This window comes from Exiguobacterium sp. s16 (assembly GCF_018618115.1).
GTDB classification, from domain to species: Bacteria; Bacillota; Bacilli; order Exiguobacteriales; family Exiguobacteriaceae; genus Exiguobacterium; species Exiguobacterium mexicanum_A.
This window is the reverse complement of record NZ_JACSLM010000001.1, coordinates 439,287-454,023: the sequence shown is the minus strand read 5'-3', so window position 1 is coordinate 454,023 and position 14,737 is coordinate 439,287. Positions and strand designations below refer to the sequence as shown.

16 protein-coding genes and 1 riboswitch are annotated in these 14,737 nt (G+C 54.9%); of the genes, 1 reads left to right on the top strand and 15 read right to left on the bottom strand.

Going from position 1 to position 14,737, the window contains the following annotated elements:
- Nucleotides 1-22: 22 nt before the first annotated feature.
- The 10 genes from acpP to KNP86_RS02305 all read right to left on the bottom strand — a co-directional run bounded on the left by acpP (nt 23) and on the right by KNP86_RS02305 (nt 9,352).
- Entirely contained in the window at nt 23-262 is a 240-nt protein-coding gene (gene acpP / locus KNP86_RS02350) for an acyl carrier protein (protein WP_021067091.1), read from the bottom strand.
- 59 nt (nt 263-321) lie between these two features.
- Nucleotides 322-1,062 carry a 3-oxoacyl-[acyl-carrier-protein] reductase gene (fabG, locus tag KNP86_RS02345; RefSeq protein WP_214752696.1) on the bottom strand — a complete coding sequence of 247 codons (741 nt, stop codon included), beginning with the start codon at nt 1,060-1,062 and terminating at the stop codon, nt 322-324.
- On the bottom strand, nt 1,055-1,975 hold the full coding sequence (fabD, locus tag KNP86_RS02340; RefSeq protein ID WP_214752694.1) for an ACP S-malonyltransferase: 921 nt from the start codon (nt 1,973-1,975) through the stop codon (nt 1,055-1,057). Before fabD ends, fabG begins: the two co-directional genes overlap by 8 nt.
- Nucleotides 1,976-1,993: 18 nt before the next feature.
- Nucleotides 1,994-2,983, bottom strand: a complete 990-nt coding sequence (gene plsX, locus KNP86_RS02335) for a phosphate acyltransferase PlsX (protein ID WP_034777147.1) — start codon at nt 2,981-2,983, stop codon at nt 1,994-1,996.
- A complete protein-coding gene (gene fapR / locus KNP86_RS02330) occupies nt 2,980-3,549 on the bottom strand; it encodes a transcription factor FapR (protein ID WP_021067087.1) in 570 nt (189 codons plus the stop codon). The genes plsX and fapR overlap by 4 nt, the downstream gene beginning before the upstream one ends.
- A 92-nt stretch (nt 3,550-3,641) precedes the next feature.
- The gene (recG, locus tag KNP86_RS02325; protein WP_214752692.1) at nt 3,642-5,672 is read right to left on the bottom strand and encodes an ATP-dependent DNA helicase RecG; all 2,031 of its coding nucleotides are present in this window, start codon (nt 5,670-5,672) and stop codon (nt 3,642-3,644) included.
- Complete coding sequence (gene sdaAA / locus KNP86_RS02320; RefSeq protein ID WP_214752690.1) at nt 5,659-6,546, bottom strand: L-serine ammonia-lyase, iron-sulfur-dependent, subunit alpha; 888 nt, start codon at nt 6,544-6,546, stop codon at nt 5,659-5,661. The genes recG and sdaAA overlap by 14 nt, the downstream gene beginning before the upstream one ends.
- 12 nt (nt 6,547-6,558) lie before the next feature.
- Nucleotides 6,559-7,221 carry an L-serine ammonia-lyase, iron-sulfur-dependent subunit beta gene (sdaAB, locus tag KNP86_RS02315; RefSeq protein WP_034777144.1) on the bottom strand — a complete coding sequence of 221 codons (663 nt, stop codon included), beginning with the start codon at nt 7,219-7,221 and terminating at the stop codon, nt 6,559-6,561.
- Between the two features lie 63 nt (nt 7,222-7,284).
- Nucleotides 7,285-8,967, bottom strand: a complete 1,683-nt coding sequence (locus tag KNP86_RS02310; RefSeq protein WP_034777143.1) for a DAK2 domain-containing protein — start codon at nt 8,965-8,967, stop codon at nt 7,285-7,287.
- A gap of 22 nt (nt 8,968-8,989) precedes the next feature.
- Nucleotides 8,990-9,352, bottom strand: a complete 363-nt coding sequence (locus KNP86_RS02305) for an Asp23/Gls24 family envelope stress response protein (RefSeq protein ID WP_016509701.1) — start codon at nt 9,350-9,352, stop codon at nt 8,990-8,992.
- Nucleotides 9,353-9,605: 253 nt separating this feature from the next.
- Between KNP86_RS02305 and rpmB the strand changes: the two genes are divergently transcribed.
- Nucleotides 9,606-9,794: a 50S ribosomal protein L28 gene (rpmB, locus tag KNP86_RS02300; protein WP_015881349.1), complete on the top strand. Its 189-nt coding sequence runs from the start codon at nt 9,606-9,608 to the stop codon at nt 9,792-9,794.
- Nucleotides 9,795-9,852: 58 nt separating this feature from the next.
- On the opposite strand, the gene KNP86_RS02295 is transcribed toward rpmB, so the two are convergent.
- The 5 genes from KNP86_RS02295 to pknB all read right to left on the bottom strand — a co-directional run bounded on the left by KNP86_RS02295 (nt 9,853) and on the right by pknB (nt 14,733).
- Nucleotides 9,853-10,440 (bottom strand): thiamine diphosphokinase, encoded by a 588-nt coding sequence (locus tag KNP86_RS02295; protein WP_214752688.1) that lies wholly within the window; start codon nt 10,438-10,440, stop codon nt 9,853-9,855.
- Nucleotides 10,440-11,012, bottom strand: a complete 573-nt coding sequence (gene thiT, locus KNP86_RS02290) for an energy-coupled thiamine transporter ThiT (protein WP_034777141.1) — start codon at nt 11,010-11,012, stop codon at nt 10,440-10,442. The genes KNP86_RS02295 and thiT overlap by 1 nt, the downstream gene beginning before the upstream one ends.
- Before the next feature lie 76 nt (nt 11,013-11,088).
- Nucleotides 11,089-11,189: riboswitch (TPP riboswitch) on the bottom strand.
- A gap of 19 nt (nt 11,190-11,208) precedes the next feature.
- The gene (gene rpe, locus KNP86_RS02285) at nt 11,209-11,865 is read right to left on the bottom strand and encodes a ribulose-phosphate 3-epimerase (protein ID WP_214752686.1); all 657 of its coding nucleotides are present in this window, start codon (nt 11,863-11,865) and stop codon (nt 11,209-11,211) included.
- Nucleotide 11,866: 1 nt separating this feature from the next.
- On the bottom strand, nt 11,867-12,751 hold the full coding sequence (rsgA, locus tag KNP86_RS02280) for a ribosome small subunit-dependent GTPase A (RefSeq protein ID WP_214752684.1): 885 nt from the start codon (nt 12,749-12,751) through the stop codon (nt 11,867-11,869).
- A 44-nt stretch (nt 12,752-12,795) separates the two neighbouring features.
- Nucleotides 12,796-14,733: a Stk1 family PASTA domain-containing Ser/Thr kinase gene (gene pknB / locus KNP86_RS02275; protein ID WP_214752682.1), complete on the bottom strand. Its 1,938-nt coding sequence runs from the start codon at nt 14,731-14,733 to the stop codon at nt 12,796-12,798.
- Nucleotides 14,734-14,737: the final 4 nt, after the last annotated feature.

Sequence of the window (14,737 nt, the reverse complement as noted above, 5' to 3'; positions counted from 1 at the left end):
TGACGAGCGGTGGGAGGCTTGATTACAATTTAGTTTCGATGTAAGCGACGACGTCGCCAACAGTCGCGAGCTTCTCAGCATCTTCGTCTTCGATTGTGATATCGAACTTGTCTTCAAGGTCCATGACCATTTCCATTACTTCGAGCGAATCCGCACCGAGGTCATCCTTGAATGATTTGTCGGCTGTGATCTCAGATACATCTTTCCCGAGTTTCTCTGCCACTGCTGCTTGTACGTCTACTAAGATTTGTTCTGTTGTCATGATAAAATCCCTCCAAATTAAAGTATATAAAATGTGTTTCGATTGGTAAAGTTCTGATTTTAAGCCATCGTCATGCCGCCGTCAACGGCAATCGTCTGACCCGTCACGTAAGCCGCTTGGTGAGAGGCGAGGAATGAGACGAGGTTCGCCACATCTTCGACCTGACCGAAGCGATTGAACGGGATTTGACCGAGCGTCGCCTCGCGTTGCGCATCTGTCAACGCGTCGGTCATGTCCGTCTGGATGAAACCAGGGCAGACGGCGTTCACCGTCACGTGACGTCCGGCGAGTTCACGCGCGACCGACTTCGTCAGCCCGATGAGCCCCGCTTTCGCCGCCGCGTAGTTCGCCTGACCGGCATTCCCCGTGATCCCGACGACCGAAGCGATATTGATGATGCGTCCCGTCTTCGATTTCAAGAGCGTCCGCGTCGCGGCTTGCGACGTCAAGAACGCACCTTTCAAGTTTGTCGACAGGACATCGTCAAAGTCAGCTTCTTTCATGCGCATAAGCAGACCATCCCGCGTGATGCCTGCATTGTTGACGAGACAATCGATGCGGCCGTACGTGTCGACCGCCGTCTTGATGAGTGCTTTCACATCATCACTGTTCGAGACGTCGGCTTTGACGGCGATGGCCTCGCCACCGTTCGCTTCGATCTCGCTGACGACAGCGTTCGCTTTCTCAACACTACCCGAGTAATTCACGACGACCCGAAAGCCGTCCTCCCCTAAACGCTTCGCGATGGCGGCCCCGATTCCTCGAGATGCGCCTGTCACGATTGCTACTTGGTCATGCACGTACTTCTCCTCCTAACGCGGCCACCTCTTCGAGCGTCGTCGCCTGTTTGATCGTCACTTTCGAATCGATCCGTTTGATAAGACCTGACAGTGGTGACGTCGGACCGAATTCGATGAACGTGTCGACGCCAGCGTCGATCGCTTTGCGAACACACGCTTCGAATCGGACCGAGGCGTACAATTGCTCGGTGAGAAGTGCTTTCAATTTTTCCGGGTCGGTATGGATATCCGCATCGACGTTGGAAATGATCCCAATCGCCGCCGGTTTGAACGGCGAAGAAGCGAGCACATCTTTGAACCGCGTCGCGGCCGGCATCATGTAGGAGCTGTGGAACGCCCCTGAGACGTTCAGCGGCAAGACGCGTTTCGCGCCTGCTTCTTTCAAGTCTGTTTCGGCCTGTTTGACCGCATCGACATGCCCCGAGATGACGAACTGACCCGGACAGTTGTAGTTGGCGATTTGTACAAGGTTCCCGCTAGCACTGATTTTCTCCGTCACATGGAACGCTTCGTCGACATCGGTCATACCGATGACGGCTGCCATCGTCCCATCCTTCACTTCTGACATGAGCTTGCCGCGTTCGTGGACGAGCACGCTCGCTTCTTCCAAGTCGATGACGCCGGCGACGACGAGTGCCGCATATTCTCCGACGCTGTGACCGATCACCAAGTCTGGAGTGGCCCCCGTTTTGGCGTGAGCTTGTGCGAGTGATGCCGCATGCGCCACGATGGCCGGTTGGGCCACTTCTGTCCGTTGAAGCTCTTCTTTTGATCCTGCCGCCATGGCGTCGAGTAAATCAAATCCGAGGCGACGGTTGATCGCTTGCAGTTGTTCAGGATTGTCGAGGAACGTTTGGCCCATGCCGACGGCTTGTGACCCTTGTCCCGGAAATACCCATGCTGTTTTCCCCATGTACTCACCTTCTTTGAATTAGTTTGTGGCTTTTGCTTGTTTGATTTTCGCGACGACGTCGTGATCGACCATGATTTTCGCCTGTTTAAGCGCGCTCATGATGGCGAGCGCGTCGCTCGAACCGTGTGCTTTAATGACCGGGGCGTTGATTCCGAACAAGCCGGCCCCACCGTGTTCCCGATAATCTAATGTTTGTTTCAATCGCTTCAACTTCGGTTTTAAGACGAGAGCGGCGAGCTTCGAGACGAGATCGCTCGTGAACTGCTCTTTCATCATCTTCATGAGCATCGACGACGAACCTTCGACACCTTTGAGCAAGATGTTTCCGGCGAACCCTTCCGTGACGATGACATCGACATCACCGGACATCGCCTCGCGCGCTTCCACGTTGCCGACAAAGTGGACCGGGGCTTGTTCAAGGAGGGGGTACGCCTCTTTCGTGAGGGCGTTTCCTTTCCCAGCCTCGGTCCCGATGTTCAGTAGCGCGACCCGCGGACGTTTGACGCCGCGAACGTGCTCGGCATAGAGCGAGCCCATGATCGCATAGTCGACCAAGTGCTCGGCCTTCGCGTCCGGGTTGGCCCCGACGTCTAAAATGACGACACCGCTACCCGTATATGTAGGGAACGTAGGTGACAACGCGGGGCGCTCGATTCCTGGGATCCGTCCGATGACGAACAGTGACGCCGCCATGAGAGCACCGGTATTCCCAGCCGAGACGAGTGCGTCGGCCTCTCCGTCTTTGACGAGTTTGGCCGCCACGACGAGTGAGCTGTCCTTTTTGCGACGGACGGCTCGGACCGGTTCGTCGTCCCCGGTGATGACTTCGCTCGCTGGAACGATTTTGATTCGCGGGTCGGTCAACCCGTACGAAGCGAGTTTGACCTCATCTCCGACTAAAAACAGTTCCATCGATTCGTTCGGGAATGCGTCGGCAAACTGCTTGACGCCTTCCACGATCGCTTTCGGGGCGTGATCCCCGCCCATTGCATCAATTGCTAATTTCATGCCTGTTCCTCCTCACCGCGACGATAAATCGTGAAGTCTCCGCTAAAGACACACTCTTCGCCGACATAACTATCCACTGTGACGTCCGTTCTTCCGTCCCGACGCAGTTTGATCACACGAGCCTTGGCAACGACTCGCTCTCCAAGATGGACTTGGCGACTGAAGCGGATGTCCGCTTTAGTGGTCAACGCCAATTCATCATTGATGAGCGCCACCGCTAACGAGTTGGCCTGGGCGAACAATACATGTCCCCGGGCGATCTCGTTGCGGCTAAAGACGTGTTCTCTCTCAATGTCGAGAACCGAGATGGCCGATTCATCGAGCTTCAAGTCAATCATATCACCGATGACCTCGCTCATGGCGAGCGACTTCACTTCATCGAGGTGTTCAGAGGCTACATGCTTAATCCGTTCTCTCACTTCCGGAATTTTCAACTCCATCCGATCGAGACGAATCGTTTGAATACTGACGGCGAACTGCTTCGACAGCTCTTCGTCTTTGATGAACGGGTTACGATCAATCGTTTCTTGCAATAAGCGTTGCCGCTCTTTCTTAGGTACCCGCATTCAGTTCCCTCCTAAACTCTATGCTAAAGAACTTAATACCTGGTACTAATAGCAGTATATATTCTTTAGATTGTATTTTCAAGTGTTGTTTCTCATTCCAAGCGGCTCCCGACGAGTAAGTCGAGTCGCTTCAAGTATTGACGGAGCGGCGCATACGTCGCTTCATTCCAAAACGCCTCGCTGCCGAGCAGACGAACCGCGTCTTGCATCGCTACCTCCATCACTTTTAAATCAAGTACGGGATCGGCGACGCGGAAGCTCGGAAGACCGCTTTGGGCCGTCCCAAAGAAATCACCGGCCCCGCGCAATTCCAAGTCTTTCTCGGCCAAGACGAATCCATCGTTCGTCTCCGTCATCGTCTTCAAACGAAGTTTGCCGACATCGGACTTCGGGTCCCCTACCAATATACAATAAGATTGGTCGGCGCCTCGACCGACGCGTCCGCGCAACTGGTGTAGTTGCGCCAAGCCGAACCGCTCCGCATCATGGATGATGATCAGCGAGGCGTTCGGGACGTTCACGCCGACCTCGACAACCGTCGTCGAGACGAGGATTTGGAGGGCATTGCTGGCGAACGCCTTCATCACGTCATCTTTCTCGGTGCTCGACAGTTTTCCGTGCATGAGACCGACCGCGTAGTTTGGGAAACGTTCCCGCAACACTTCGTAGAGCGCAGTCGCACTCTCGACCTCGAGCGTGTCCGATTCCTCGATGAGCGGGGCAATCACGTAAGCTTGGCGTCCAAGCGTCAGTTCACGGTCGACCATCGCGTGGACCCGATCGATTTGGTCGGTCTTGGCCCAATACGTCTCGATCGGTTTCCGGCCGGCCGGCATCTCATCGATCGTCGAAACGTCCATCTCGCCGAAAGCACTGATAGCGAGCGTCCGTGGAATCGGTGTCGCCGTCATATAGAGCACGTCGGCGAGCTCCGCCTTGTCACGGAGCATCTTGCGCTGTTCGACTCCGAACCGGTGTTGCTCGTCGGTGATGGCTAAATGTAGGCGCGAGAACTCGACCGGCCCTTGGATCAAGGCGTGCGTCCCGACGATGATATCGACGTCCCCCGCTTTGATGGCCTGAAGCAACTCAGTACGGGCCTTGCCTTTGACCGAACTCGTCAATAAACCGACTCGAATCCCGTACGGCTCAAACAGCGCTTGAAGCGAGGCGAGATGCTGTTCAGCCAAAATTTCGGTCGGGACCATGAGCGCCCCTTGATAGCCGGCGCTCACCGTCGCATACAAGGCGATCGCGGCAACGACTGTCTTTCCGCTCCCGACATCCCCTTGTAGCAACCGATTCATTCGTTCTGGCACTTCTAAATCCCCGACGATTTCCCGGATGACACGCGTCTGCGCCCCGGTCAACGGAAACGCAAGTTGTTTGACGAATTCGTTCAATTGAGGCTTATCGAGCGTGAGGGCACGGCCTTTACCCGACCGTTCCATCTTCCGGAACGCCTGAAGCTTCAATTGATAGAGCAGACATTCTTCATAGACGTAACTGCGGCGTGCCTGTTTGTACGTCTCGACCGAATCAGGGAAATGCATCCCTTTTAACATCGTCTCCCGGTCCTCGAGACGATAGCGTTGCCGAATCAATTCCGGCAGGCGGTCCTCGAACGAGGTCGTCTGTTCAAACGCAAGCTTGACGATCCGGCTGAAGTTCTTCTGGGTCAACCCGGCCCGAAGCGAATAAATCGGTTGCAGCCCGTCCGACAGTTCACCGAACTCGAGGTCGGTCGCGCTGATTGTCATCCGGTTCATGTCCCATTTCCCTTTGACCGTCACGGTGGCGCCGAGCGTGAGCTTGTCTTTATAGAACGCCCGGTTGAACATCGTCACGTGGACGACGTAGCGTTCCTCGAGCAATAGCCGAAATTGGAGCCGGTTCTTGCCTTTACTGTAATAACGGACGAGCGGTTCCGCTTGGACGGTTCCGCTCCATTTGACGAGATCGCCGTGGATGGCCGTCGTCACCGTGCCGCTATTATAATTTTCATAACGAAACGGGACGTGCTCCAGCACGTCCTCGATTCGTTCGAGACCCATCGTCTCTAATTTTTTGGCCATCTCTGGCCCGACCCCTTTGAGCGTCGTCAGCGCCTCACTTCTCGACATTTTCTTTCTCTCCAAAGATGTTTCGTTCGAGACGGCGGGCCGTCGGCGTATTGGCAAGTCCGCCGCGGGCTGTCTCTTTCAACGCGGTCGGCATCATCTGGCCGATCTCATGCATCGCCGAGATGACCTCGTCACAAGGGATGCGAGACGTGATACCAGCGAGGGCCATATCGGCCGCGACAATCGCGTTCGCTCCACCCATGGCGTTCCGTTTGACACACGGCACTTCGACGAGACCCGCCACCGGGTCACAGACGAGACCAAGCATGTTTTTCAAGGCGATCGCAAACGCCGTCGCCGATTGTTCCGGCGTCCCACCGGCTGCTTCGACGATGGCCGCCGCGGCCATTCCGGTCGCCGAACCGACTTCCGCCTGACAACCACCGGCCGCCCCTGAAATCGAGGCGTTGTTGGCCACGACGAACCCGAACGCACCAGACGTGAACAAGTACCGGACCATTGCCTCGCGGTCCATCTCCAGACGTTCTTTGACCGCAAACAACGTACCCGGTACGACACCGGCGCTACCGGCCGTCGGGGTTGCACAGATGCGTCCCATCGCCGCGTTGACTTCATTCGTCCCGATCGCTTTGGCGACCGCGTCTAAAATCAAATTCCCAGCGAGCGACTTGCCCGAGCGGATATAGTCGGTCATGAGCACGGCGTCATTCCCCGTCAACCCCGTCACGGACGTCACGCCTTCGAGTGCCCGCGCAACCGCCTCTTCCATCACCTCGAGGTTGCGTTCCATCATGCCGACGACGTCTTCACGCGTCGAGCGTCTGACGTGTACTTCTTGCTCAATCATCACTTCTGAGATCGGGATGCCCCGCTCTGTTGCCGTTCTGACTAATTCTTCTACTGATTTAAACATATTGGTGTCTCCTTATTCCCCAAAGATGGCTACCCGCTCGATTTGAGGTAACCGCTCGATTTCCGCTAACACGTCTTTTGACAAATGATCATCAATCTCGATCGCCATGAGCGCTTGCTTGCCTTTCTCATGACGGCTCACTTCCATATGGCCGATGTTCAGCTCGTGTCTGGCCAAAATCCCCGTCACGGCCGCGATCGCCCCGAAGCGATCGTGGTGCAAGACGACGAGTGCCGGCCCGCCGCCCGACAATTTGAGCGGGAATCCGTTCAACTCGGTGATCTCGATCGTCCCGCCGCCGATTGAAATCCCGACGATCTCAAACGTGCCGTCCTCGTCTTCTAGGCGGACGCGGGCCGTGTTCGGATGATCCGTCAGCGCATCGCTCGTCTCAAAGACGACCTCGATGCCACGTTCTTTCGCGAGATCGAGCGCTTGCGGGATCCGTAAGTCGAACGTATCGAAGCCCATGATGCCACCGACGATGGCCACATCGGTCCCGTGTCCCCGATACGTATCGGCGAACGACCCATAAAACGTGATGTGCGCGAGCCGTGGCGTCCGCCCGAACAGTTTTCCGGCCATGAGACCGATGCGGGCGGCGCCCGCCGTATGCGAACTCGATGGACCGACCATGACCGGTCCGATGATATCAAACACACTGCGATATTTCATCGCATTTCCCCCTTTCAAAAAAACCCTACCTTCATTATACAGAAGGTAGGGCTGAGTTACAGCTTATTCCACACTAAAAATGTAGGAGTAGAGCGGTTGCTTCCCGTCATGAACCTCGATTTCGATCTCGTCGTTCTTCGACTCGATGTACGCCGAGAGTGCCTCCACGTCTTCTGCTGACGAACCTTCGCCCGTCAGGATCGTGATGATCTCATCGTCGGCATCGACGAGGGCGTCGACTAATTTCTTCGCCGCTTCGAGGCTCGAGGCCGATGAGGCGACGATTTTCTTCTCGGCGATCGCCATGTGGTCGTCTTTACGAATCTCGACACCGTCGATGCTCGTATCACGAACCGCATACGTCACTTGACCAGACTTGACGGTACTAGCCGCCGTCTTCATGACGCTTTCGTTCGTCTCCACATCGGCTTCCGGGTTGAACGCGATCGCTGCCGCAAGTCCTTGTGGCACCGTCTTCGTCGGAATGACCGAGACGCCGCAAGGTGCGACCGATGCCGCTTGTTCGGCAGCCATGATGATGTTCGAGTTGTTCGGGAAGATGAAGACATGGTCCGCGTTGGCCGCTTCGATCGCCTTGACGATATCTTCCGTCGACGGGTTCATCGTCTGACCGCCTTCGATGACGTGAGCCGCACCGAGTGAACGGAACAAGTCGCTGACGCCTTCACCCATGGCGACCGTGACGATCGCATACGGTGCTTTCGCCTTCGGAGCCGTCGGTTGGACGCCATGTTGGTTCGCGCCGTGCTCTTCTTCTAAGATGGTCGAGTGCTGTTGACGCATATTCTCGATTTTGACAGCGACGAGTTCACCGTAACGCTGTCCTTTCGTGATGACGTCGCCTGGCGTCTCGACGTGAACGTGAACTTTAAGCAACTCTTCATCTGCGACGACGAGGAGTGAGTCCCCGAGTTCAGACAGTTCGTTGCGGAACGCGTCCTCGTTGAACGGGGCATCCTTCAACTTCGCATCTTGGAAACGAACCATGATTTCCGTGCAATAACCGAACTCGATGTCTTCGGTCGACATGAATCCTTGCGCGGCGTGGGCATGATGTTCGGCTTCGATGAGCGCATCCATGACCGGTGCATGTGGCTTCTCGAGCTCTTTTCCTTCGAGGCTCGCAAGGAACCCTTCATAAATAACGAGCAAGCCTTGGCCGCCCGAATCGACGACGCCGACTTCTTTTAAGACCGGCAATAAGTCCGGCGTCCGCTCGAGTGAAGCTTTCGCTTCCACGATCACACGTTCCATGAACTCGTTGAAGTCGCTCGTCGACTCTGAAGCACGGAGCGCTTCGTCGGCCGCTTCACGAGCAACCGTCAAAATCGTTCCTTCAACCGGTTTCATAACCGCCTTGTATGCCGTGTCGACACCACGTTTCAATGCCTCAGCGAAATCGACTGTCGACACTTCGGTCTTTCCTTCGATCGCTTTACCGAAGCCACGGAACAATTGGCTTAAAATAACACCGGAGTTCCCGCGTGCCCCCATCAAGAGACCACGTGCAAACTTCGATGAGACGTCAGCGATATTTGCCGTGTTGAGTGCGGCCACTTCCTTCGCACCCGATGTCATCGTCAAATTCATGTTCGTCCCCGTGTCGCCATCCGGCACCGGGAAGACGTTAAGCGAATCTACATAATCCGCATTCTGGCTCAAGTTGGCTGCACCGTTCGCGACCATGTTCGCGAACACCAATCCATCTAAACGTTTTAAACCCACACCAAATCCTCCTTCGTTCTCGTCAGTCATTCGTCAGACGAACGCCTTGTACGAATATGTTTACCGACGAAACGTTTAATCCTAAAGTTTCACCGAGCGTGTATTTTACACGGCTTTGCACGTTATATGCGACTTCCGACACTTTCGTCCCGTAACTCACAATGATGTGCATGTCGATATGTACGTCTTCTCCATCTTGACGTACGACCACGCCTCGGGCGTAGTTTTCACGCTTCAATAGTTCTGCAATCCCGTCTTTCAATTGAGCTTGAGACGCCATTCCCACAACGCCGAAACATTCCATCGCCGCACCGCCTGCGAGTGTTGCGACCACGTCGTTCGTGATGTCAATATTGCCATATGTTGTCTTCATTTCAATTGCCATATGGAGTAGCCTCCTTCATTCGGAATGATTCCTTCACTACATTCTACAATAAGTACCTAGTTATTAAAAGAACCTGCTCCATAAACTCGGTCAATTGTAGCCGTAACCCTCATTCATTATTAAAATCCTTTCCAGTAATGTCAAGTTTTTTTCTTGTCATCCTATGATTTTCTAGTTGCATCGTGAAAAAACCCGTGCTAATATAAACGAGTGTCTATTAGGACGAACCCACATAAAAAAGGAGGGGAAACGCATGGCACGTAAATGCTACGTAACAGGTAAATCACCTAAATCAGGTAACAACCGTTCGCACGCACTCAACAAGACAAAACGCACTTGGGGTGTAAACGTACAAAAAGTTCGTATTCTCGTTGACGGTAAACCTAAACGAGTTTGGGTTTCAGCTCGCGCTCTTAAATCAGGTCTCGTTGAACGCGTATAATTTTTATACACGAACGAAATAAATCCCAGCGGCATTCGCCGATGGGATTTTTTTGTGTTCATTTTTTGATATACAGCACGAGGACCATACCTTCGTGCACGATCAAATCCGCTGATTCGCCGGCCCACTCGTTCGAGATCGTGAGCGCCTCATGGCTGACGACATCGTGACGGTCGAGCGGATATTTGACGCCGCGGATTGACACGTTCGCCCGCTTCCACGGGATGAGCGACAAATAATGATCAGCTTGACGTGGGAGCTCGTGACGCCCAGCTCCAACAAGACGAATGGTTTGCCCGGCCGTGAACAAACGCATCTCTGGATATGCCTCGAGCAGTCCGATATTGCCGAGCGTCATGTCGAGGCGTCCACCGAGAGCGCCGTACACGAGCATCTCCGTCGCCCCGTGTCCACGGGCCGCCTCGAGCGCAATCTCGAGGTCGGTCACGTCTTTTTCAGATGGGTAACGGACGGCGTCAATCGGCACTTCGCCCGTGAAGGAATCGAAATCGCCGACGACGAGATCCGGGTTCAGCCCGTGGTTCAACAGTGTCTCGTATCCCCCGTCGACGCCGATGATGTAATCGACGTCACGCGGGAGTCCCGAGATTGGTTCCGGGCTGGCCGCCACAATCAACACCCGCATTAGCGGAGACCCCGGGTCGCGAGCGTGGCGAAACGTGGTGCCGAGACGAACAAGAGAACGAGGACGACGGCCGACACGAGGAAGGACGGCAACATATACGTCATGTTATAAGCGAACGAATAGGCGACGACCGGCCCTTCCGCGTACTCGGCGAAGAAGACGATCCCTGATAAGACGTGGGCGCCGTAGCGAAGCAAAGAACCGAGGAGCGCCCCGAGCACCAAGTAGACGACGAGCGTCTTTTTCGCCTCGTCCTTGGCGGCCCGTTTCACTTGACCAGCGAACAGTCCGGCCATCCCGACGACACCGTAAGCGAACGTGTAGTCGAGCAGGAACTGGACCGGTGTGAAGATGTAAGCCCCGAACAGCAGTTGCAGCGTTCCGACGAGCGCTCCTGTCGCCAGTCCGCCTTTTAATCCATGGCGGTACGCCATCACAAAGATCGGCAACATCGCCAGGCTGATCGATCCGCCCTGCGGCATCCGGAACGGGATGAGCAAATCAAAGATCAAGCCGAGTGCGGCGAACAATGAGATTTCAATGAGCGCCTGTAGTTTTAAACGTTGTTTCATCTTATTCCCTCCTTATTATATGAGCGAACGACAAAAAGCAGCATGACGTAAACGCCATGCTGCTATCGAGTAGCAACGTGCATTTTCGCCACATCCCTACGTCCGTGTGAACGGAACAGGTTCAAAGGGTTAGCAAATGCCTCTCAGCCACAGAATGTGACACCCCTTGCGACAATATTTGTTGTTCTATCGACGATTATACACGAGAAGCGTGACGAATGCTATCGATTGCGTCTTTATAGCTCGGCTCGTTATAGATGGCTGAACCAGCCACGAGCACATCAGCGCCAGCGTCGATGCATAATTTCGCCGTCTCTGCGTTGACACCGCCGTCAATCTCGATTTCAAAGTCGAGACGACGCGCTTGGCGCATCTCGCTCAGCGCCGAGATTTTCGGGACGACCGATTCGATGAATGCCTGGCCCCCAAAGCCAGGGTTCACCGTCATGAGGAGCACCATGTCGACGTCACCGAGCACGTGTTCAATCGATGACAGCGGCGTATGCGGATTCAAGACGACACCACACTTGGCGCCGGCCGCTTTGATTTGTTGCAACACGCGATGCAAATGATTCGTCGCTTCAACGTGAACCGTGACGATATCCGCCCCGGCCTTGATGAAATCTTCGACGAACCGTTCGGGCTGGTCGATCATCAAATGGACGTCGAGTACCATGTCCGACTTCTTCCGTAAGCTCGCTAACACCGGTAGGCCGATTGAGATGTTCGGGACGAATTGACCGTCCATGACGTCAAAATGGATGTAATCCGCTCCGGCCTCTTGGACCGCCTTCACTTCTGCCTCTAAATTGGCGAAGTCCGCCGCTAAAATCGATGGTGCAATTTTAATCATGTTAGTACCTCCGTTGTCTATCGTTTAACTCTGCCATAAACGTAACATAATTCTCATAGCGGGTGGAAGCGATTTCTCCCGCCTCGACGGCCGCTTTGACGGCACAACCTGGTTCGTTCAAATGGGCACAACCGCGGAATTTACAGTCATCATGCCGCTCGACGAACTCAGGGAAACACCAGCGCATCTCTTCGACTTCGAGTTCTTCTGGGAACTCGAGGCTCGAGAAACCAGGCGTATCGGCCACGAGCCCGTCAGCGAGCGTGATCAGCGTGACGTGACGCGTCGTGTGCTTACCGCGCCCAAGTGATTTCGAGATCTTCCCGGTTGCAAGTTCAAGCTCAGGTGCGACCGCGTTCAAGAGCGAACTCTTACCGACCCCGGTCTGTCCGGCGAACACACTCGTCTTCTCCTTAAACGACCCGCGGATTTTTTCGATCCCCGACCCGTCCTCGGTCGACGTCTCGATGACCTCATAGCCGATGGAACGATATAAAGCCGCTGCTTCGTGAATCTTCTCCCGTTCCGCCTCCGTCAACAAATCCATTTTCGTCAAAACGATAATCGGATGGACTTGCTTCGACTCGATCAAGACGAGGAAACGGTCGAGCAGATGGAACGAGAACGCCGGCTCTTTTACCGAGAATAACAAGAACGCTTGATCGATGTTGGCAATCGGCGGGCGGACGAGATGGTTCGACCGCTCGTCAACAGCCAATATATAACCGGTACCATCCCCTTGGTCTTGGATGTCGACATCGTCACCGACGACCGGCGAGATGTTCCGGTTGCGGAAATTGCCGCGGGCGCGACAACGGATCTCTTGTTTTTCTTCCGTCATGACGTCATAAAATCCGCCTTGTAATCGAATAATCGTACCTTTCATTCCATTCCCTCCTTAGAAAAAGAGGCGACGCGCACGCCACCTCTTCATTGTGAATCTTTTGCTTGTGCGTAAGTCACCGTATCCGTGCGAACGACTTCGCCGTCGACTTCAATCGTCGCGGTTCCGACTTCGTCCGGTGCGATGACGAGCGTATACGAGTAAGTCGTTGTCTCCGTTATCTTATCACGCAACACCTCGACTTCGCCACGGGCGTCGACCGTCCGAATGACGACTTCGAGTGCCTCGGCTTCTTCGCCTTCAGCGGGCGGCTCGATTTCGACGTTGACTTCCCGTTCAATCGAGACGTCCGTCGGTTCTACCCCTTGTGACACGATGACGGTCAGTTCCGTCCCCGGGTCGACTGCCGTACCGGCCGTCGGGAGTTGACGGATGATTTGATTCGCAGGAACGCTCGTTGAATACTCATCACGTTTGACGATTTTCAAGCTATTCTGTTCGGCATACGTTGTCGCTTCCTCGAACGTATAGCCCGCCAAGTTGGCGAGTTCGATTTTATTGCTGCCGGTCGAGACGACGAGCGTCACCGTCTCTTCAGATGGGACGACCTCGTTGCCTGGGGCGATCGATTGGGAGATGACATCCCCGCTATCGACCGTCTCGGATGCCTCCGACTGAATCTCGATGTCCGTGAACTCAAGATCTTTGAGCGTCCGCTCGGCCGACGACTGGGACAGTCCTTCAACATCCGGCATCTCGACCGTCTCTTTTCCGGCCGAGACGACAATCGTCACGGTCGTCCCACGTTTCGGCTTCCGTCCGGCTTGCGGTGTCTGCGAGATGACGTCGCCAGCGGCGATGTTGTCACTTGCCCGTTCAGTTGCCTCGACGACAAAACCGGCCGTTTCGAGCTCGGTCGTCGCCTCGTCGCTCGTCATGCCGACGACGTCCGGCACGACGGCACGGGACATCTCGTCAGCGATGACGTAAGCCCCAATCCCGCCACCGATCAACAGGAGCGCAAGCAAGAGCCAAAGCCACCACTTCTTCTTCCGTTTCGGTTTGTCTTTCACGGGTTCACTTGCTGCGACCGGTTGCTCCGGCGCCTCTTTGACGTTTGGCTCATCCGGTACGACCGGCGCCATGACGAGCGTCTGATCAAACGCATCTTGCTCAGCATTCGACCGCTTCGGTTCATTCGCACGTTCCGAATCAAGTGACGTCATGCAATCCTTTTTAAACGCGGCGACCGAGGCATGACGTGCGCCCGGTGACTTCGCGAGCGCCTGCATAATACAGTTCTCGAGCGCTTGCGGGATGTTCGGGTTCAAATCCATCGGTCGAATCGGGTCGTCTTGCAGATGCTGCAACGCGACGGCGACCGGCGTCTCGCCGATGAACGGCACCCGGCCGGTCACGAGTTCATAGAGCACGGCGCCGAGCGAATAAATATCTGACTTCTCATCGGCGAACTTTCCGCGCGCTTGCTCCGGGGAAAAGTAGTGGACCGACCCGAGGACCGACATCGTATGGGTCAGCGTCGCGTTCGACATGGCCACCGCAATCCCAAAGTCCGTCACTTTGACGTTGCCGCTCTGATCAATCATCATGTTTTGCGGTTTGATGTCCCGATGAATGATTCGATTCGCATGGGCATGGTCGATCGCATCACAAATCTGTCCCATGATGCGAAGCGCCTCGTCGACAGATATGTACTCTTCTTGCAAATATTGTTTCAGCGTCATCCCGTCGACATGTTCCATGACGATGTAATAGATGTCGCGTTCGTCTCCGACGTCGTAAATGGCGACGATATTCGGATGGTTCAGACTCGTCGCCGCATGGGCTTCTCGTTCAAACCGGCGTATAAATTGTTCATTATGCGAGAATTCAGATCGCAACACCTTGATGGCGACGGTTCGGTTTAAAATCTCATCGTGAGCCCGGTAGACATTTGCCATGCCGCCGCTGCCGATTTGCTGTTCGATCCGATAACGATCGTTGATTCGTTCTCCACTTCGCATCGGA

Excerpts from the sequence above, each read along its gene's own strand:
- rpe (WP_214752686.1), bottom strand. The coding sequence starts at position 11,865 with ATGATTAAAATTGCACCATCGATTTTAGCGGCGGACTTCGCCAATTTA.
- KNP86_RS02295 (WP_214752688.1), bottom strand. The coding sequence starts at position 10,440 with ATGCGGGTGTTGATTGTGGCGGCCAGCCCGGAACCAATCTCGGGACTC.
- recG (WP_214752692.1), bottom strand. The coding sequence starts at position 5,672 with ATGTCGAGAAGTGAGGCGCTGACGACGCTCAAAGGGGTCGGGCCAGAG.
- rpmB (WP_015881349.1), top strand. The coding sequence starts at position 9,606 with ATGGCACGTAAATGCTACGTAACAGGTAAATCACCTAAATCAGGTAAC.
- thiT (WP_034777141.1), bottom strand. The coding sequence starts at position 11,012 with ATGAAACAACGTTTAAAACTACAGGCGCTCATTGAAATCTCATTGTTC.
- fabD (WP_214752694.1), bottom strand. The coding sequence starts at position 1,975 with ATGGGGAAAACAGCATGGGTATTTCCGGGACAAGGGTCACAAGCCGTC.
- pknB (WP_214752682.1), bottom strand. The coding sequence starts at position 14,733 with ATGCGAAGTGGAGAACGAATCAACGATCGTTATCGGATCGAACAGCAA.
- KNP86_RS02305 (WP_016509701.1), bottom strand. The coding sequence starts at position 9,352 with ATGGCAATTGAAATGAAGACAACATATGGCAATATTGACATCACGAAC.
- sdaAA (WP_214752690.1), bottom strand. The coding sequence starts at position 6,546 with ATGTTTAAATCAGTAGAAGAATTAGTCAGAACGGCAACAGAGCGGGGC.
- sdaAB (WP_034777144.1), bottom strand. The coding sequence starts at position 7,221 with ATGAAATATCGCAGTGTGTTTGATATCATCGGACCGGTCATGGTCGGT.
- plsX (WP_034777147.1), bottom strand. The coding sequence starts at position 2,983 with ATGAAATTAGCAATTGATGCAATGGGCGGGGATCACGCCCCGAAAGCG.
- rsgA (WP_214752684.1), bottom strand. The coding sequence starts at position 12,751 with ATGAAAGGTACGATTATTCGATTACAAGGCGGATTTTATGACGTCATG.
- fapR (WP_021067087.1), bottom strand. The coding sequence starts at position 3,549 with ATGCGGGTACCTAAGAAAGAGCGGCAACGCTTATTGCAAGAAACGATT.
- acpP (WP_021067091.1), bottom strand. The coding sequence starts at position 262 with ATGACAACAGAACAAATCTTAGTAGACGTACAAGCAGCAGTGGCAGAG.